Origin of the sequence: Butyrivibrio sp. VCB2001 (assembly GCF_000423965.1) — a bacterium.
GTDB lineage: Bacteria > Bacillota > Clostridia > Lachnospirales > Lachnospiraceae > Butyrivibrio.
Map to the genome: position 1 here is coordinate 299,670 of NZ_AUIZ01000001.1, position 19,767 is coordinate 319,436.

Below are 19,767 nucleotides of genomic sequence, written 5' to 3' on the forward strand. Positions count from 1 at the left end.
TGTCAGATTCCCGGAGGCGCCATGGGTCTTATTAAGCTCGAAAAAGGTCAGATCCTTCATAATGCCGGTAAGGATATCGTATCTACCGTGGAAGTTCTTGTTAAGGGTACTCTAAAAATCTCTAACCCTTATTCTTCCATCACGGCCGGCGCCGGTACATTTATCGGAATCGTAGAGCATCCGGGGCAGCCCTATAACTACACCATCGAGGCGATTGAAGAGTCTTCCGTCTATTCATATCCATACGAATCCATCGAGGATATTCCCAAAATTGTAAGATCAAATCCTAAGATAGCACCTGTTCTGGCAGCTCAGTCCACTGATACTGCTGCGCGTATTTGTGCTGTTTACGACCAGCAGTTTGACGAGGTCATTAAGGAATATGATCAGATTATGGCAGATTACACCGATTATCCCAATCTGTGTATAAAAGTTGGCGAAGTGGTAAAAGAGTTCCCGGAGCTTGAAGCCATCATTCCTCCGGCGAGAATAAATAGTATTCCCCAGTGGGCAATTGATTTCATAAACTCCTTAAAGGAAAACGAGGAGATCATGAAAAAGAACCTCTATCCCATAAATGTGGAAATAGCCATCGGAATGATCATGAGTACCTTTAATATCTATAACACCATTTCCGAAGAGGTACTTCTTTTAAACGAATACAGAAAAACTCTTAAGAAAAGAACTACTGCCTTTAACACCACCATGACTGCCATAAAAACAAAACTCGCAGAGCTTGAAAGAGCTACAAACGGCGAGAGTGACGGCAGCGTTAAAGTTGTTAACGCGCTGGCCACTATTCTCTCCTACGCAGGTGTAAGCGGAGAAGTCGCAGGATGGTTTGAAGATCTGATAGCCCAGTTTAAGGCAAATGAAAACAGATATGACTCCTCTGACGAAGCAAGACTTCTTAGAAAGAACATCCAAAACACGTTCTATGACATTTATCTTCCTGCTTTTATGAGAAGTCTTACCGACGACAATATTCCAATCGAAGTAAAGATGTTCTTTATGTTTGGTTTTGTTGATGAGGAACTTGCAGGTGAAAAAAATACCACCATCCTCTACAACATGGCCAAATCCTATACTCCCGATCCTGAAGGGAATGTCTTCACTGTTTATGAGTGGCTTAAAATGATTTTCATGCAGGAAGCAGAGCCCTCTAAAAACGAATTCGACCAGGACTGGCCTACATATCTCAGGGATCAGAAAAACAGCGGAGCAATCACTGAAGAGCGAATGGAGGCCATGTTAAATAACCCTCAGAAGAAGCTTGATTTTGAGCTTCGAAATCTCTTTGCGCTGGGTAACAGAATGACCTTTGGCAGAGTTACTTCCTTTGTCCCTGTTTTTGATGCGCAAAACGTTCTGCGTCCGCTTGATATGGCATATATTACTGCTACGAAGATAAACGAGTATTATGAAAAGATCCGCAGCATAGACTTTAGCGTATTCTGCAGACAGGCTGTTTATTCAAATCCGGAGATAGGGATCACTCAGGTTTACTACGACGAGGACATTACTCCTATCATGATACTGATGCCCAATGTCGGAAGCCGAGCTGCCCTGTGGCAGGATATAGATGGCAAGAACAGAAGAACCAGAGCACGTATGCTGGTTTCAATCTTCAACACAGAAAATACCGAAGAGGCAATGATAAAGCTCTTTGGTGAATTCAGATGGGAAATGTGCAAGACGGTTCAGGGTGTACACTGGAACGATGTAACAGATCCATCCCTTACTTCCATGTACTGCGACTATCTGCAGTTCTTTAAAAAGAACTCTGCTCTCTCAGCAGATAATAAGGAAAAACTAAAGACCGACCTCAAGAAGTTCAGCAACAACTTTAAACATGTCTTTGTAGCTGATTACCTCTCCTACATAAAATATGAGTCGGCCGGATCTCCAAGGCTTAACAAGGTTGCAAGAGAAATCCTCTTCACCTTCTGCCCGTTCTCCAAAGAGATCAGAGATAAGCTTGCGGACAATCCTCAGTACACCGAGCTCATAAATCACCATAATGCCCGAATAGGAAATATAGCAAAGCCAATTTCCAATCTGATCCACAAGCTTACCAAGGAAGGCATCCATGTACCTGCCCAGGTAGCAAATCAGCTTGAACATCTCAAGAAATAAAAAGATCCCTGACCACCATAAAGGTGATCAGGGATTTATATTGTTTATATATACTTCTAATTAGTTAAGTTTCTCAAGAGCATCGATAAGTGCGTCTGTTGAATCCTCGTTGAAGCATGTAGCTGCAAATGCAAGCATGTAGTCACCCTTCTGAAGGTTAACCATCTCGTTGTGGAACTCAACACCGTTGAAATCACCGTTCATCTTAAGAACCTTGTGAGTCTCACCTGCAACTTCTCTCTCAACAATCTCAGTTGTGATATTTGAGATGCCCTGAGCCTCAAGAGCACTCTGTGCCTGAGATACGCTTGCGTTAAGAACTGCCTCCTCATCAAGGATTGCGTTAGCAAGTGTAGCATTTGACTGAGCTGTTACATTGATGTTGCAAAGACCTGTTGAATTCTGTGCATACGCAACGATTGTTGCTGTACCTTCCTCGATAGCCTTAGTAGCAAGCTTGTTGTCAGAAAGCATATCTGTTGTCATACCTGTGATCTGAGCAAGTGTCTCATCATCAACGAATGAATATCCATCAAGAAGGTTGAGCTTAACACCGAAGTACTCGTTTACATATGCGTTGCCCTCAACTGTACCGATTGAAAACTCGCCATCAGCTTCTTTTGTGCTCTCCTCTGTTGTAGCCTCTGCTGCTTCTGATGCAGATGCTTCCTCAGTAGCTGCCTCAACAGCTTCCTCTACAGTAGCCTCTGCTACAGGCTCCTGTGTCTCAGCGCCCTTACCACATGCTGAAAGCGCCATAACCATTGTCATTGTCATAACCACTGCAATAAATTTTCTTTTCATAATATCTCTCCTCTTTAATACTATTATTGCTTAAATACAACCTTGAATAACTTAACAGATGTGGCGTTTTTCATCAATGAACAATTTTGCCAAAGATATTTCACTTATTGTAATATTTTTCTATCACAGTTTCAATGCACTTTCTAGATTCCACCGCAGTTTCAGGCTTGGTGTCTTCAAGAGTTGCATGAATAAAAGGCTTATTTTCTAGTGCAAATTTCACAATTTCAGTGTAATCCATGTCTCCAAAGCCGCATCCTACGCTCTTTACCTTATCCCCTTCAAGAAGACAATCCTTTAAATGAATCATGGCAACGTCTTTTCCGATAAGGTCGATCGCTTCAGCTATAACCTCATCTCTCTGCTCGTAATTGTCAGTCCAGATAAGATTTACAGGATCAAATATGATCTTAAGGTTCGGAGAGCCGATACGGTCGAGGACTTCTCTGGCTCTTTTGCCGTCATATACTATGTGTCTGTAAACAGGCTCAATCGCAAGAATCACTCCGCACTTCTCTGCGCAGTCAATAACAGGGCGCAGGTTTGTTATAAAGGTCTCCAGCGCCTCCTTTGAGTGGCAAGCCTCCTTGTCATAGGTGTAGCCCTCATTTGGCGCACCTGTCTCTGTTCCCACCATTCCACAGCCGGCTATTGATGCAAAGCGAAGATGTGCATAGTACTTCTCCTGAATCTCGGAGAGCTTCTCGGCATTTGGGTTTGCCAGGTTCAAATAGCAGCCAAGAACCGCCATATCAAGATCCGCCTTCCTCAGGGCATTCTTCAGGTACATGGCATATCCCGGTGTCAGAGCGTTTGTATCTGCCGTAAATCCCGGAACCTTGGAAAGCGCTAAATGGATGCAGGAAAAGCCCTGGTCCTTAACCTCTTTTAATCTCTCCTCAAAAGGAAGTTCTCTTGTGTCATGAAATCTAATTCCAAGCTGTATCATCTTGTCATCTCCATTCTGTAGAATATACCTCTTTTTTCCATCAGTTCCTTTGCCGTGCCACACTCTGCCACAGTTCCGGCATCTATAACCACTATCTTGTCTGCCTTCTCTATCGTGGACAGCTTGTGGGCAACTATAAATGTCGTGCACTTATCCGACATATTTTCAAGTGCGTAGGTAACCTCTTTTTCAGAGAGCGCATCCAGCGCGGATGTAGCCTCGTCAAGGATGATCACCTTAGGGTGCCTTATAAGAGCTCTTGCGATTGATATCCTCTGCTTCTGACCGCCGGAGAGCTTATCTCCGTGCTCGCCAACTTTTGTTTCAAGACCCATAGGGAGCTTGTCAATTACGCTCCTAAGGCCTGACTCATCTATTACCCTGTTAAGCTCAGCCTCAGTCACATCACTGGTTCCGTATAGTATATTGTCCCTGATGCTTCCGGAGAACAGGATTGTGTTCTGGGGCACAACAGCCAGATTCTTTCGATAACTCTGAAGGTTGACCTTGCTGATATCCTTATCATCAACAAGGATACGTCCGCTGGTCGGAAGACCAAAGCCCACCAGGAGGTTCATTATGGTCGATTTGCCGGCTCCCGACTCACCCACAAAGGCCACAGTCTCACCGGGCTCAACATGCAGATTTATGTCGTGAACGATCTCTTCAGTGCTGTCAGGATACGAATATCCCACATTTTCAAAGGTGAATTCACCCTTGATCTCTCCGATTTCTTCCTTGTCAGAGCTGTCCTCAACGTGCTCAAACTCCAGAATTTCCCCGATACTTGATACGGACTCAAGCCCCTTTGATATTACAGGAAGCAATGTCAAAAGAGATGATACCTGTCCCACAATTGATGTGAAGTAGCTCTGATACAGCACTACATCTCCAACCTGCACTCTACCCTTTACAGCAAGTATGGATGTAAACGCAAGGCACAGAACCTGGAAAATCTGGAAAAACGCCCAGCTCACAGCTCCGAAATTACCCTGAATAATATCAAGGTTGTAGCCCGCCTGAGCGATGAGATCCACCTGGGTATCCATCCTTACGATCTCCTCATCCTCTAGGGCATGAGCTCTGGTTACGGGCACCAGCTGAACCATCTCCATGACCTTGGCTGAGGTCTCTTCCATCTCTTTTCTAAACCTCTGATTGTGCTTCTTGATGGGCTTTTTAAAAGTCACCACCAAAACTGCCGCAAGAGGCACCATGAACAGGAAGAAGAAAAACACCACAATGCTCTTTGTTATGGTAACGGTAAGAGCAACGGACATATTGATCACGATATTAATGAGGGAGACAAATATCTGGTCCGACAAAGTCTCCACCGCCTCAACATCCCTTATTACCTTAGACTGAAGCCTGCCTGAGAGCATGTCCTTCTGATGCGGAATGGACATGACCTGTATCTTGTGAACAAGAGCGCTCCTAAGTCCTGCCTCCACCTTCCTTACGGACTTACTCCTGAAGTGTATGTGGAGGTAGTTCATAGGGACGTTCAGGATAAGGAGAAACACCATCAGCACAATGTTGAAAATGATCAGAGTTACTACATTCGGATCATGATCTGTTACCGCGTTTATGATATTTGCAGTCACAATGGGAAGTATCCATACGGGACTGTGCTTTATCACATAAAACACGGTAGATAGCAAAAAGTTATGGTACATCCCCTTATAGAACCCTATCAGAGTCATCAGGGGATTTCCCTTATGTCTTTCATAGCTGTCAAAATAGACGTCTGTATCTAATTTCATCGGTATCCCTCTTACATCCCCTTAAACATATCATCTCTGAAGGAAACAATCATCTCATTTGCGCCTGAAAAAGCATACATTCCGACCATTGCGCCGGTAAATCTCTTGCCCCAATCAAGCCCCTCGTCGCACAGGTAAAAGACATTTTCCAATGTCGCAAAGTGTTTTCTGTCGTCTTCTTCGTTCAGGCAATAGGAAAGCTCTCTTCTTAGGCGATCCGTATCCATACACAGCCTTATAGATCCTGCTGCGCCATCAAATGGCTCTTTTGACAAAAGAGCTCTGTCCTCATCTCCAATGTGCTCGTTAACATAGAGATATCGCCTTCCCTCTTTACTTGTAATTCCAAATTCAAAGAAGGTGTTCTCATCATAGTATCCGCAAATTCCGGCGCTCTGTCCATCCTTCATCTCCGGGATATCCATTGAAACCGAATATGAAAAGACTAAACTACTCTGCCTTCTTAAAACTATGTTCCTGCTATCTACGCTTGAAAGAGGCGCTCTGCTTCCCTTTATGAGAAACTTCCTCTCATCATAGCTGCAAACAACTTCACCTTCCTTAAAGGGACGGGGAGTCATATATTCCATGTAAAGTCCGCAAGGGGATGTGCGCACTCTTTTACCATTATCAGCTTCCGCATCCGTATTCATCTCGGGAAATGGTTTAACCTGCATTGCTGACGGCCCTTTAAGGTCATTGACGATAGGCCATCCGTCCGGCGTCCAGGTCACGGGATCAATTGCTGTCTCCCTTCCGAGAATGCTGTATCTGCCATCCAGCGCTCTTCCGCAGAGGTAGACCATAAACCATCTTCCGTCTTCCGTATCTACCAGGTCTCCGTGTCCGCATCTCTGGATTGCAGCAGCTTCGTCTTTCTGTCTCATTATTGGATTGTAGGGACATCTTTCATAGACGCCTAAGAGCTCTTTTGACCTGGACACAGTAACCCTGTGACCGGGGCCGGTACCACCTTCAGCTTCAAGCAGATAGTAATATCCGTCTTTCTTGTATAAATGCGGACCTTCGGGAGCTCTTTTATGATCTCCGTAGTAAAGAAGCTGAGCATCGGAAATCTTCTTAGTCCCTGATTTATCCAGCTCAAAGATCCTCGCTCCGCGATTTAAGAGCATATATCTCCTGCCGTCATCATCATTAAAGATGCTCGGATCAATCCCATCCTCGTCGATGAAGACAGGCTCTGTATAAGGTCCCTCCGGTTTATCCGAGCTTACAACAATCTGCCTTCTGTAAGTGGGCGGAACATCGTTTAGCCTGTAGGTCGCCGTTATGTAAAATCTTCCCTCGTAGTAGGAAATATCAGGAGCCCAGTAGCCCCTTCCGCCTTCAAGTTCATCAAGATGTGCCCAGTCAGGGTTTGTTATGGCATGTCCTATTATCTCCCAGTGGATGAGGTCCCTTGAATGAGAGATCGGAATACAAGGGAAAAAGATGAAGGAAGAATTGACCATATAGTAATCGGAGCCGACTCTTACAATTGACGGATCCGGGTAAAAACCGCGCCTAATGGGATTATGGTAATAATCCTCATATTTATGGCCAAAATATCCTTCGAGGTAGTTTTCAATCTCAACATATCCCTGAGCTATTGAATCCTCAGGATATTCATCATACATATTCTCATAGCTTTGTCTAAGGTCATGTGCGATATCCCATGGCGTCACAAGGTCCTTATCGCCTTCAAGAGGATCCATGCCACATCTTTCAACCAGATATTTAAACACTTCTATGTCGCCGGATTCAGCGCCAAAGTGCAGCACGTTTCTGTGCTCATCATCATATTCATTAAGGCTGATCCTGGAGTACTCAACGAGATACTTGAGGATTTCAAGATTCCCAAGCTTTGCAGCTTCAAACAGAGCCTCCTTACTTACAAGTGAAGGCTCATTTATCAATATCTCTTTTAATCTGTCAAGGTCATCATGCCTTATCGCATCAATCATTGTAGCTCCTCTGCAATAAAACTCTTAAAGTCAGCGTGTCCGTGATCTTTATTATCGCATCCCCCGGACAGCGCAAATATTCCGAGCTTTGCCCCTACCCAGGTGTGATCCGAAGGCGTGTAATCTATGCCTAGATCAAACATCTTTACTCCATCAAATGAAATGCAGACCTTGAGTTTCATATCTTCTACTTCCGGGCTATGAGTAACGTTCTGAAAATAAGTATCTGCTCCGGTAAAGGTCATAACCCATTTGATGCTTTTGAGAGCATCCTCCAGAGAAAGTCCGCTCTCTTTTACATAGCTCTCAAAAAGCTCAGAAAGGTCTGTCGTCTCACTCTTATGCGCATCATCGCCCTCAGAGTGGATGGTCTTTACATAATACTTACCCGTTTCATCTTTCTCAATAAAAGCAGCCACGTACTGCCCGCCTGTCATGCAGACACCGGCTCTTTCACCCGGCAAAAGCCCTGATGCATCCATTTCAGCTTCTGCCCTAAAGGAAGGGTAAATCAGCTTCTGCGTAAGAACATTGCTGCTCCTCCACAGAACCGGCATTTCTTCATGAGACGGATTCTGGCAAAAGAGCCTTAAGCCGTCTCTTTCAGCGCCGGTTTCATCTGTTACACTTCCATAAAAGCTATCGTCGTGATCACCCATCCATTGCCACGAAAGATTTGGTTTACCGTCCTTAAAATCATCTGACCCTTTAAGATATACAGGTTCTTCGCTTGTAATAACAGGCTTATCCAGCTCAAAAGCCGGCTCTCCAACTCCGTTTGTATCAGGATTTATTCCGATAACCGGCCATCCGCCATTCCAGCAAACAGGCTGAAGATGACATATCCTTCCATAGAGTCCTCTGTCCTGGAAATGAAGGAAATACTCTATTCCGTCAGGTGTATCAACAAGACCTCCCTGATGAGGGCCGTTGATAACAGTACTGCCCTGAGCCATTACTGTCTTTATCTCATAGGGGCCGTGAATGTCTTTTGACCTGAGTGCAACCTGATAGCCTTCCCTTACACCTCCGGCCGGAGCAAGGATATAGTAAAATCCATCCCTTTTATAAACCTTGGGCCCTTCTATGGTCACTGCCGGGTGAGATGGGTCATTTCCATTAAATACAAAGTGGTCTTCACTGATAGCCTTCAGTCCATCGGGGCTCATCTCAAATATTCCTAGAATGCTCTTAAAGCCGATTCTGGACTTGGCATATCCGTGAATGATATAAGCCCTTCCATCCTCATCCCAGAACGGGCACGGGTCAATAAGGCCTTTCCCTTCAAGGACAAGAACCGGCTCTTCCCACTCTCCCAATGAGTCTTTTGTCCTTACTACGTAGTAGCCTTCATCAGGCATTCCGTAGTAGATATAAAACATTCCCTCATGGAATCTGATGGCCGGAGCCCAGACTCCCTCCGAGTGCCTCGGTATCTTAAATCTCTCCTGCCCAATATTTTTAAGGGCATAGTTAACCAGCCTCCAGTTCACAAGGTCTTTTGACACAAGGATCGGAAGCCCCGGCGTGTAATTAAAGCTGCTGGCAGTCATATAAAATATATCTCCGACCCTTATTACATCGGGGTCTGAGTAATCCGCAAACAGCACAGGATTTCTAAATTTATCTCCAAGATCAGAATAAGTTTTCATGGTTTTCTCATCCGTTTATCTCAATATTCGTAGTCTCTTTATTAAGCTCGTCATCTGCAAGGAGGGAGGCATAAACACCGCCAAGTTCCCTTAGGCCCTTAGCTATCATGCCTGCATATAGCATTGCTCCTTCGTATTTTAAATGAGAGTTGTCGACCTTACCTTCAGGAGCCCAAGATGCCTCTCCCGGTGCAAGATTCATGTAGTATTTCTTTGAAGCCTCATCGCCTGTCTTAGTTAAAAAGTCCCTGCTCATGGTAAAAAGATCCACAACCGGAACATCAAATTTTTCAGCAGCTTCTTTCATCCCCTTTACATACTCAGTGTGTTCGGAGGGCTTAAGTGCGCCATTTTCATCAAACAGCCTTCTTTCAACCGAGGTAATGAAAACAGGATATGCGCCTTTATTTCTGGCTACATTCACATACTTGCCAAGATTGACAATAAACTCCCCATGGGGATCAGTGTATCTGGAAGGGTCATTCTTCTTTTCATCATTGTGTCCGAACTGGATAAAAAGAAAATCCCCCTTTGTGATCTCATCATAAATTGGCGCAAGGCGCGATTCATCTATAAAGCTCTTGGTGCTCCTTCCGTTTACCGCTCTGTTGCATACGCAGACATCCATGGCAGTGAACCTGTCAAAAGCCTGTCCTATTCCTGTCTGTGGATAAGTTGATGCCTTGTTGGTAGCTACCGTCGAATCTCCCGCCCAGAAAATATGTCTCATTTTTTTGCTCCTTTAAAAACAGCCGTCCAAGCTAAAAACCTGGACGGCCTGTTAAAATAATTATCTGTTTTAATATTATTCTTTTACAGCTCCTACATTAACACCCTTTACGAAGTACTTCTGAAGGAAAGGATAAAGAAGCATGAAAGGAAGGATAGCACAAACGATAGCTGCGTAGTACAGAGTACTCTGCGATACCTTATAAGCCGTCGTCGGCGTGTCTCCGTCCATGACCATAACTCTCAGAATGTACTGGAAGTTAACCTGATCACGGTTTGTGATGTAGATCTGAACTGTTGAATAGTCGTTCCATACTGTAACGGCATACATAAGTCCGATTGAAGCAAGAGCTGCCTTTGAAAGAGGAAGCACGATCTTGAAGAAGATTCCCATAGGGGAGCATCCGTCAATCTCAGCTGCTTCAAACAGTGATCCGGGAATACCTTCAAAGAAGTTACGCATAAGAACCAGGTTGTATACGTTCATACCATGCTTAACAACAAGTACCCACATGTTATTGGTAAGACCGAGCTGTTTCATTACCAGGTACTCAGGGATCATACCACCTGAGAAGATCATGGTGAAGAGCAGGAAGTATGCAAACAGTGTTCTTCCGGGCATATCATACTGTGACAGAACGTATCCACCAAGGGTTGACATTACAAGACCGAGAAGTGTTCCGAAAACAGTTGTGATAACTGAGTTAAGGAATGGTCTGTAAAGCTTAGCTGTATGAAGGATTGTTCTATAACCGTCAAGTGTTGGTTCATTAGGGAAAAACTGGAATTTGTAAACACCAACAGCGTTGAAGGAATCAACAACAACCTTCCAGATTGGGAAAAGAACTATAATTCCCAACAAAATAAATACTATGTAATTTACTACATCAAATGCATCGGTCTTTTTCTTACGACCTGCACCAAATTCTACTCTCTTTGCCATCGTAAGCCTCCTTAAATAATACCGCGACCGCGGACTTTCTTGCTGGCCCAGTTACAAATAAGTACCAGTGCGCATCCAACAAGTGACTTGAAAAGACCTACCGCTGTAGTATATCCGTAGTTAGGGATAGCTGTCATAAAGGTCTTACGATAGATGTATGTTGAAATAACATCTGAAACAGCAAATACTCTGTTGTTGTACATAACGAATACTGACTCGAAGAGGTTAAGAACCTTAGCCAGATTCAGGATAAGTACGATAATGATAGTGTTGAGAAGCTCAGGAACTGTTACGTACCAAATCTTCTGAAGTCTTGTAGCACCATCGATATCAGCTGCTTCATAGAGCTCGGGGTTAATTCCTGCAAGGGTTGCAAGGAAGATAACTGTTCCCCAACCTGTCTCCTTCCAGATATTTACCAGATAGTAAACAGGTCGCCAGAGCGTAAGCTCATGCATGAAGTCAATACTCTCTTTTATAAGTCCCCAGCTCTTAAGTGTTTCATTTACGAAACCTGTTGAAGAAGTTGAAAGGAAAAGAGTGAAAATAGCTGCTGTAACTGTCCATGACATAAAGTGTGGCAGATAGATTACTGTCTGCAGCACTTTCTTGGCAAACAGATTTGCCATCTCATTGATAAATACAGATACAATAACCGCAGTACCTGTTGTTATCAACAGCTTTATGATTGAAAGCTGAAGTGTATTAAAAAAGGCTTTCCAGAAATCCGCATCAGCGAACATCTTCTGGAAATGTTTAAAGCCTACCGGTTCCATTTTCTTAAGTGTGTAGTCATAAAAAGCGTATCTTACGCCCAGCATTGGCCAATAATAGATAATAAGAACATATATAACTACAGGAAGAAACATAAGGTAAAAACCTCTGTGGTTCCATATACGCATACCCAAAGGCTTTTTGTTTATAGTTTGACCTGTGGATGTAACCTTTTGTGTTTTGCTCATTTTACTGCCCCATTCATATAAATACTTTTGTTGATTGCGGTGAAATAAAGGATTTCTTTAAGGTTCTGCATGGGCACCCGGATGGATGCCCATACAGTTTATAGATAGTTTAATAGAATCGAATCTGATAAAGAAATTACTGTGCGTTAAGCTCGTCAAGGATCTCTGTGATTGTATCGCCCCACTTAGCCTGGTACTCAGCGATAGCATCTTCTGCAGTCTTCTTGCCTGCAACAACCTCGTTCATAAGAGTTGTCTTATCTGTAGCAAGATCAGCCTCAACCTCTGTGAGGATCTCTGATGAAGGTGACTGAGGAGCATCTACACAGTTCTCTGTGAAGAACTTGTTACCAGCCTGTACAAGCTCGTCATTATCTACGAAACCGTTTGTAAGAGGAGCAATAACAAGTACCGGATCAAGGTGATTCTTCTTCCATACAGAGTTAGGGTCGTTAGGAGACTGCTTAAGGTGGAACTCACCCTCTGCATACTCGTAATCCTTCTTCTTGTCAGGATCATCAGGGTTAGTTGTGAATGACTCAGCGTGTGTTGACCAGTGAACATCCTCAGCACCATATGTCCAAAGTGTCTGAACCTTGTCACCGTCAAGCATTGTCTCGATAAGTGCATCGAAGATAGCCTGCTCACGAGAATCGTCTCCGTCGCCATCATCTGTGATTACCCATACAGGAGCCTCACGGTTGATGTATCCGCCCCATGTATCCTTGATTTCCTTGATAGGAGGAAGCTGTACAAGTCTGTCATCGCCAAGATCTGTATCAACATCGTTCTTGTCAAGGTTATCTGTAAGAGTTCTAAGCCATGTACCAGCCCAGTAAGTGAATACACCTTCTGATGTTGACTGGTCATTTGAGAACCATTTCTCACGTGCTGTCTTTGTTGAAGCTTCCTCAGTATCCTTATCGATCACGCCATCAGCGTAGCCCTGAGCAAGTCTTGTAAGAGCATCGATTGTAGCCTGCTCCTGGAATCCGTCAACCCACTGTCCGTCTTTCTGGTAGATAGCCGGGTAAGCACCCTGCCAGAACTCAGGCATGTAGTTGATGTATGGAGCCTCGTCAAGCTTACCGAATCCTGCTGCGATAACACCTGTCTGGCCATCCTTTGTGAAAGCCTTGAGCATGTTGTAGTAGTCATCGAATGTCTTGATGTCATCAACCTTAAGTCCTGCAGCATCGAGCCATGACTGCTTGATGTATGTAACACATCCGTTACCATATGTAGGAGCGAAAGCGTAAAGCTCGCCGTTTGCAGTCTTCATGTTCTCGTTGATTGAAGGAAGTGTGATCCTTGACTGGAACTCTGCGTTTGCATAAGCATCAGCCATGTTCCAAAGGATGCCTGTGTTCTGATACTGCTTGAACATTGTAGCGCTCATGATAAGAGCATCAGGATACTGTCCGTCACCGGGCTGTCCTGTTGTAAGGAGCTGAGCTACATTGTCCTTGTAACCTGAGTGCTCAGGCTGGTTGATGTGAAGCTTGATGTCATGTCCGAGCTTCTCTGAAACAGCTGCTTCCCACTGCTCGATGAAAGCATCCTGTCCGTTATCAACGTTTGCTGTAAGTGTTCCGTCTACTGTGATGTAGAGGTCTGTGAGCTCATACTCACCTGCCTCAGCTGTCTCAGCTGTCTCTGTTGTAGCTGTAGCATCAGTTGTCTGAGCTGCTGTGTCAGTGCTCTGGCCGCCGTCTGTTGTTGCAGGTGCTGATTCTGATCCGCATGCTGCAAGAGAAGCAACCATTGCTGTTGAAAGAATTAATGATAAGACTTTCTTTTTCATTTAATTTGTTCCTCCCAATTTGATTTTTGAAAATTAAATGTAAGCACTTTCATTTGCTTGTAACTGTACTTTATCATGTATCGCAATCCATTGCAAGTACAAATTTTGTAAGATTTGTAACAATCTCCTCGGATTTTTGTCAGAAGTGGCATTTATAAGCCAAATTCGGAAAGTGCTTACATGTAAAAATTTACAAAAAATTTCTTTAAAGTGTCACTCCTCTTTTCCATATTGCCATATCATGGAAACCTGCCAGTTCACTTTTAAGCTTTTCACCGGATGCTGTTCTTACAATCTTGTCAAACAGCTCATCAGTGAGTTCCTCAAAGGTTTCTCCATCTAATATGCGACCTGCGCTGAAGTCAATCCAATTGCCCTTCTTCTGAGCAATGGTATTGTTGCTGGCTATTTTCATAGTAGGTACAGGACATGCAAAAGGTGTTCCTCTACCTGTTGTAAAGAGCACAATCTGAGCACCTGCACTGGCAAGAGCTGTTGCTGCACACAGGTCATTGCCCGGTGCGCACAATAGATTAAGTCCTGTCGTCTCAGTTCTCTCACCATATTCCATGACATTCATTACAGGATAATCGCCGGACTTCTGTGTACATCCAAGGGACTTATCCTCAAGTGTTGTAATACCGCCAGCCTTATTTCCTGGAGACGGATTCTCATATATAGGCTCACCCTGCTTAGTGAAGTACTCTTTGAAACCATTGATCATATTGACGGTATCTTCAAAGGTCTTTTCATCCTTACATCTATTCATAAGAATAGTCTCTGCTCCGAACATCTCGGGAACCTCAGTCAGGATACTGGTTCCGCCGTATTCTATGATGCGATCTGAAATTCTTCCAACAAGCGGATTTGCTGTAATTCCAGAGAAGCCGTCGCTTCCGCCGCATTTAAGTCCGATTATGAGCTTTGAAAGATCTGCATCTGTTCTTTCATCAGCTGATGCTGTGTCTATAAGCTCTTTTAACAGATTAAGTCCGTCCTCCATCTCGTCATCTGACTTCTGGCATACCAGAAACTTAACTCTGTCCTTGTCATACTCTCCTATATAAGGCATGAGTACATCGATATTGCTGTTCTCACAGCCAAGGCCAAGAACAAGCACTCCGCCTGCGTTTGGATGTTTAATAAGGTCTGCAAGGATTGTTCTTGTATGCTCCTGATCGTCTCCTGTCTGAGAGCATCCGTAGTTATGTGTAAAAGCAACTACTTCATCAATACTTCCCTTAATATAGGAATTAGCCTGCTTGGCAAGAGCTGTTGCAATGTTGTTTACACAGCCGACTGTAGGAATGATCCATATTTCATTTCTAATACCTACTCTGCCATCACCCCTTACAAAGCCCTTAAATGTTCCTTTTCTTGTGCCCATTTTGGCCTCTTTGGCAGGAACATACTCAGGATCAGGCTGATATTTATAATCAAGGATTCCCTCAAGATTGGTCTTAATATCATGTGTGTGAACCCATCTGCCTGCGCTTATTGCTTCTGTTGCATGTCCGATGGCGTATCCGTATTTCACAATGTCTTTTCCGTCATCAATATCCTTAACAGCCATCTTGTGGCCTGCAGGAATATCTTCCAAAGCCTCTACCGCTCTGCCATCTCCAAGAGTTACGCTCTCGCCTTTCTTTAATTCTTCAAGGCATACAACCACATTGTCCTGGGGATGAATCTGTAAAAATCTGCCCATTTGTAACCTACCCTTCTTGTGTTTTGAAAAAATGTTGTAAGCGTTTACAATAAAATCATATATTTAACTAAATCAAACGTCAACAAATTTTTCTATTGTAATTGCCGTAGCTGTCTTGTATAATCAATTTGAAAAAAATTATGAAAATGCTTTCATGATTGAAAGGTTTGGAGGGTATACAAATGAAAAGATTTATGGACGAAGATTTCCTTCTGCAGTCTGAATCTGCCAAGAAACTGTACCATGATTATTCAGAGAACATGCCCATTCTTGACTATCACTGTCACATCAGTCCAAGAGAGATAGCCGAGGATCGTCATTTCGACACAATCACACAGGTATGGCTCGGAGGAGATCACTACAAATGGCGCATGATGCGTTCTTTCGGGGTTGATGAGAAGTTTATTACAGGAGATGCTTCTGATAAGGATAAATTTCTTATGTTCGCAAAGTGCCTTGAGAAGTCGGTAGGACACCCACTTCATCACTGGGCACATCTTGAACTTCGTAAATATTTCGGTTACCAGGGAGTTCTTAATTCAAAGACTGCCGAAGAGGTTTATGATCTTTGCAACAAGGTTCTTCAGGATCCTGCCACAAGCGTAAGATCTCTTATCAAGGCTTCAGGTGTAACTCTTATCTGCACAACAGATGATCCTGTTGATACTCTTGAGTGGCACGATAAGATCAAAGAAGATACTACTTTTGATGTTAAGGTTCTTCCCGCATGGAGACCTGACAAGGCCAAGAATATCACTAAGCCTGAGTTTACCGATTATCTTAAGACTCTTTCAGATGTAAGCGGAGTTAAGATCGACTCTTTTGCTTCACTTAAGGAAGCTCTTAAGGTAAGACTTGATTACTTTGCTTCAAAGGGCTGCACAGTTACAGATCACGCCCTTGAATATGTTATGTACTACCCTGCTTCTGACGAAGAGGTTGAGGCAATCTTTGCAAAGCGCCTTTCCGGTGCTGAGCTTTCAAAAGAGGAGGATCTTAAGTTCCAGACAGCATTCATGCTCTTTGAGGGCGAAGAGATTGCAAAGAGAGACTGGGTAATGCAGCTTCACTTCGGTTGTAAGCGTGACAACAACACTCCTATGTTTGAGAAGCTCGGTCCCGATACAGGTTACGATTCAATCGATGCTTACTATCCTATGGGTGAGATGGCAGATTTCCTCAATGCCCTTCATGTAAAGAATTCTCTTCCTAAGACAATTCTCTACTCACTTAACCCTAACGATAACAAGATCATCAACACAATGCTCAACTGCTTCAACGAAGGTCCTGCAGTTGCCAAGATCCAGCAGGGAAGCGCATGGTGGTTCAATGACAGCAAGTTCGGTATGGAGGAGCAGCTCAGATGCGTTGCTGAATCCAGCAATCTCTCAGGCTTTGTAGGAATGCTTACAGACTCAAGAAGCTTTACTTCCTATACAAGACATGAGTACTTCAGAAGAATCCTTTGCAATTATTTGGGATCTCTTGTTGAAAATGGTGAATATCCTTCAGAGGACCTTGACATTCTTGGTGAAATTGTAAAAGATATCTCATATAACAATGCAGTTAGATATTTCAAATTCCCGTTAGAAGAAAGATGACTTTATGAGCAACCAGATGACAATATATGACATTTCCAAGAAGGCAGGGGTTTCTATTGCCACAGTATCCCGTGTACTTAACGGATCTACCAATGTTAAGCCCCGCACTCGCAAGAAAGTCATGGACATAATTGAACAATATGGCTACAAGCCCAATGCTTTTGCCAGAGGACTTGGTCTTAATTCAATGAAGACCATTGGTATTCTCTGTGCCGATGCATCCGATCTGTACCTTGCCAAGGCCATCTACTACATTGAGCAGAAGCTCCGCGAGAACGGGTATCATTCAGTTCTTTGCTGTACAGGTTATGATATTGAGACCAAGAAAGAGTCGGTTAATCTCCTCTTATCTCAACATGTAGATGCAATTGTCATGATAGGATCCAACTTTATCATGAACACTCCCGAGGATAATCAGTACATTAAGGATGCAGCTGTAACTGTGCCTATCATGCTTCTTAACGCAGACTTTGACTGCAATAACGTATACTGCACTCTCTGCGATGATTACAAGGCAACACAGGATGCAACAGAGCAGCTCATAAACGGCGGAGCCAAGGATATCCTTTATCTCTACAACAGTAACTCCTATTCAGGTCTTAAGAAGCTGGCAGGATTCCAGAACGCCCTTCTTACACATGACATTCCTCTTAAGAAACAGCTCATGCAGTGCTTTAAGGGAAGTCACGAGGACATAGACGGTGTTAAGGGCTTTGTAGAGAGCCTTCACGCTAAGGGTCTTAAGTTCAATGCCATCGTAACAAGTGATGACTTTTTGGCAGTTGGTTCCATGAACTTCGCCAGAGCCAATCACATCAAGGTTCCTTCAGAGCTTCAGGTTATAGGATACAACAATTCAATCCTCTCCCACTGCTCTGAGCCTGAGCTTTCCTCAATCGATAACAGACTTGAGGATATGTGCATTCAGCTTGTTAAGACACTTATCGGAACCCTGACTCAGAATGAGATGCCACAGAAAACCATCTTCTCAGGCGAACTTATCAAGAGAGGTTCAACCAGGATTTAACTACTTTCTATATACATTTAAAAACAACCGGTAAATGAGGCCATGCTCATTTACCGGTTGTTTGATTTATTTGATCTATTAAGCGCCCTTCTTCTCTTTCAAGGGACATTCAGACTGCTGGTCTTTATCTTCCAGCCTTCTGTATATATTAGCTAACAGCGCGCCCGATATATTGTGCCATACAGAGAATATAGCTCCGGGAACCGTTGCCATTGCAAGGTCAGGGAAAGCTGATCCGGCAAGGGATGTTGCAAGACCTGAATTCTGCATTCCAATCTCAATAGAGAGTGCTTTCTTTTTGGACATTGGAAGCTTGAGTACAAGTCCAAGCGCAAATCCTACAATATATCCAAGAACATTGTGAAGGATAACTACTACAAATACGATAGCTCCTGTTTCAAGGATTCTCTCAGCATTGTGAGAAACAACTGCTGCAACAATAAGTGTTATTGCTACTACAGAAATAAGCGGAAGTACATCTGATACTTTTTCTGTATATTTACCCCAGAATCTGTTAATGATAAATCCCAGAGCAATGGGGATGATAACTACCTTAATGATAGAAAGGAACATGCTCAGCACATCCACCGATACTGTTGTCTTTAACAAAAGGTATGTAATAGCAGGTGTAAGAAGTGGTGCCAAAAGAGTGTTGACACTGGTCATTCCTACTGAAAGAGCGACATCTCCCTTACTCAGATATGTCATTACATTGCTCGCTGTTCCACCGGGACAGGTTCCTACAAGGATCACTCCGGCTAAAAGACCTGTCTCAAGGCCGAATATCTTACCAAGAGCAAATGCCAAAAGAGGCATTATGGTAAACTGTGCAATACAACCGATAATGATATCCTTAGGGCGTTTGAAGACTACTGCGAAGTCGCCAAACTTCAAAGTAAGGCCCATTCCAAACATTACAACCATAAGCAGGTAGTTGATCCATGATGTCTGTATCCACAGGCATGTCTTTGGTACAAAAAGTGCCAGAACAGCAACTACCAGAACAATTATTGCCATATATTTTCCAACAAAGTCACTAATCCTTTTCATATTCAGTTTTCCTTCCTCACATAGATGACTGTTAATTAAAGTTCAGATGTGCAGTGAGGGCATCTTGTTGCCTCAATGTTGATCTCACTCTTACAACGTGGGCAGATCTTAGTTGTAGCAGGTGCTTCTGCTTCTTCCTTTTCAAATCTTGCTGCTATCTTATTCATGGATTTTACAAGGCAGAAGATTACAAGTGCCATGAGAATAAAGTTGATGATTACTGTAATGAATGTACCGTAGTTAAGTGTAGCTGCTCCGGCCTCTTTTGCTGCCTCGAGGGTGGCATATGAACTGCCATCAAGAGAAACAAACATGTTGTTGAAGTCAATTCCACCTGTAAGAAGACTGATGATCGGCATGATGATGTCATCAACCAGTGATGAAATGATCTTCTGGAAAGCTCCGCCGATGATAACACCGACTGCCATATCCATCACGTTTCCACGCATGATGAACTCACGAAATTCGGCCGCAAAGCCTTTGCCTTTGCCGGCCACGTTTTTGATCTTTTCTGTCATATCCTTTTACCTCCACAAAATATTTTTCATACTCTTGAAATTATAGCACAGAATGCCTAAAATAAAATAGTTGGAACGCTTGCAGGCGTAGTACATCGGTAGTATGTCAGCTTCCCAAGCTGAAGAGGCGGGTTCGATTCCCGTCGCTTGCTTAATC

Annotated in this window: 15 protein-coding genes and 1 tRNA gene; 4 read left to right on the forward strand and 12 right to left on the reverse strand. The window is 43.5% G+C overall.

Annotated features, from left to right (window positions below; all coding sequences use genetic code 11):
- Positions 1-21 precede the first annotated feature (21 nt).
- Positions 22-2,136, forward strand: a complete 2,115-nt coding sequence (locus G589_RS20820) for a cyclic nucleotide-binding domain-containing protein (RefSeq protein WP_051192109.1) — start codon at positions 22-24, stop codon at positions 2,134-2,136.
- A gap of 60 nt (positions 2,137-2,196) precedes the next feature.
- Here G589_RS20820 and G589_RS0101320 read toward each other — a convergent pair whose 3' ends face one another.
- From G589_RS0101320 to G589_RS0101365, 10 genes are all read right to left on the reverse strand, one after another.
- Complete coding sequence (locus G589_RS0101320) at positions 2,197-2,940, reverse strand: hypothetical protein (RefSeq protein WP_026520801.1); 744 nt, start codon at positions 2,938-2,940, stop codon at positions 2,197-2,199.
- A 100-nt stretch (positions 2,941-3,040) separates the two neighbouring features.
- On the reverse strand, positions 3,041-3,889 hold the full coding sequence (locus G589_RS0101325) for a sugar phosphate isomerase/epimerase family protein (protein ID WP_035775056.1): 849 nt from the start codon (positions 3,887-3,889) through the stop codon (positions 3,041-3,043).
- Positions 3,886-5,652 (reverse strand): ABC transporter ATP-binding protein, encoded by a 1,767-nt coding sequence (locus G589_RS0101330; RefSeq protein ID WP_026520803.1) that lies wholly within the window; start codon positions 5,650-5,652, stop codon positions 3,886-3,888. Before G589_RS0101330 ends, G589_RS0101325 begins: the two co-directional genes overlap by 4 nt.
- Positions 5,653-5,663: 11 nt before the next feature.
- Positions 5,664-7,616, reverse strand: coding sequence for a family 43 glycosylhydrolase (locus G589_RS0101335; RefSeq protein ID WP_026520804.1), 1,953 nt, complete (start codon positions 7,614-7,616; stop codon positions 5,664-5,666).
- Positions 7,613-9,268, reverse strand: coding sequence for a glycoside hydrolase family 43 protein (locus G589_RS0101340; protein ID WP_026520805.1), 1,656 nt, complete (start codon positions 9,266-9,268; stop codon positions 7,613-7,615). Before G589_RS0101340 ends, G589_RS0101335 begins: the two co-directional genes overlap by 4 nt.
- A 7-nt stretch (positions 9,269-9,275) precedes the next feature.
- Positions 9,276-9,998, reverse strand: a complete 723-nt coding sequence (locus tag G589_RS0101345) for a rhamnogalacturonan acetylesterase (protein WP_026520806.1) — start codon at positions 9,996-9,998, stop codon at positions 9,276-9,278.
- A 75-nt stretch (positions 9,999-10,073) separates the two neighbouring features.
- Positions 10,074-10,940 carry a carbohydrate ABC transporter permease gene (locus G589_RS0101350; RefSeq protein WP_026520807.1) on the reverse strand — a complete coding sequence of 289 codons (867 nt, stop codon included), beginning with the start codon at positions 10,938-10,940 and terminating at the stop codon, positions 10,074-10,076.
- An 11-nt stretch (positions 10,941-10,951) separates the two neighbouring features.
- On the reverse strand, positions 10,952-11,902 hold the full coding sequence (locus tag G589_RS0101355; RefSeq protein ID WP_026520808.1) for an ABC transporter permease: 951 nt from the start codon (positions 11,900-11,902) through the stop codon (positions 10,952-10,954).
- A gap of 136 nt (positions 11,903-12,038) precedes the next feature.
- Complete coding sequence (locus tag G589_RS0101360; protein WP_026520809.1) at positions 12,039-13,706, reverse strand: hypothetical protein; 1,668 nt, start codon at positions 13,704-13,706, stop codon at positions 12,039-12,041.
- Between the two features lie 205 nt (positions 13,707-13,911).
- Complete coding sequence (locus G589_RS0101365; protein ID WP_026520810.1) at positions 13,912-15,414, reverse strand: UxaA family hydrolase; 1,503 nt, start codon at positions 15,412-15,414, stop codon at positions 13,912-13,914.
- A gap of 182 nt (positions 15,415-15,596) precedes the next feature.
- Between G589_RS0101365 and uxaC the strand changes: the two genes are divergently transcribed.
- Positions 15,597-17,015: a glucuronate isomerase gene (gene uxaC, locus G589_RS0101370; protein WP_026520811.1), complete on the forward strand. Its 1,419-nt coding sequence runs from the start codon at positions 15,597-15,599 to the stop codon at positions 17,013-17,015.
- A 4-nt stretch (positions 17,016-17,019) separates the two neighbouring features.
- A complete protein-coding gene (locus G589_RS0101375; protein WP_242826397.1) occupies positions 17,020-18,042 on the forward strand; it encodes a LacI family DNA-binding transcriptional regulator in 1,023 nt (340 codons plus the stop codon).
- A gap of 78 nt (positions 18,043-18,120) precedes the next feature.
- Here G589_RS0101375 and G589_RS0101380 read toward each other — a convergent pair whose 3' ends face one another.
- On the reverse strand, positions 18,121-19,092 hold the full coding sequence (locus tag G589_RS0101380; protein WP_035775059.1) for a bile acid:sodium symporter family protein: 972 nt from the start codon (positions 19,090-19,092) through the stop codon (positions 18,121-18,123).
- Between the two features lie 35 nt (positions 19,093-19,127).
- The gene (mscL, locus tag G589_RS0101385) at positions 19,128-19,610 is read right to left on the reverse strand and encodes a large conductance mechanosensitive channel protein MscL (protein ID WP_022768766.1); all 483 of its coding nucleotides are present in this window, start codon (positions 19,608-19,610) and stop codon (positions 19,128-19,130) included.
- 81 nt (positions 19,611-19,691) lie between these two features.
- Here mscL and G589_RS0101390 point away from each other — a divergent pair.
- Positions 19,692-19,762 (forward strand) — tRNA-Gly (locus G589_RS0101390).
- Positions 19,763-19,767 lie beyond the last annotated feature (5 nt).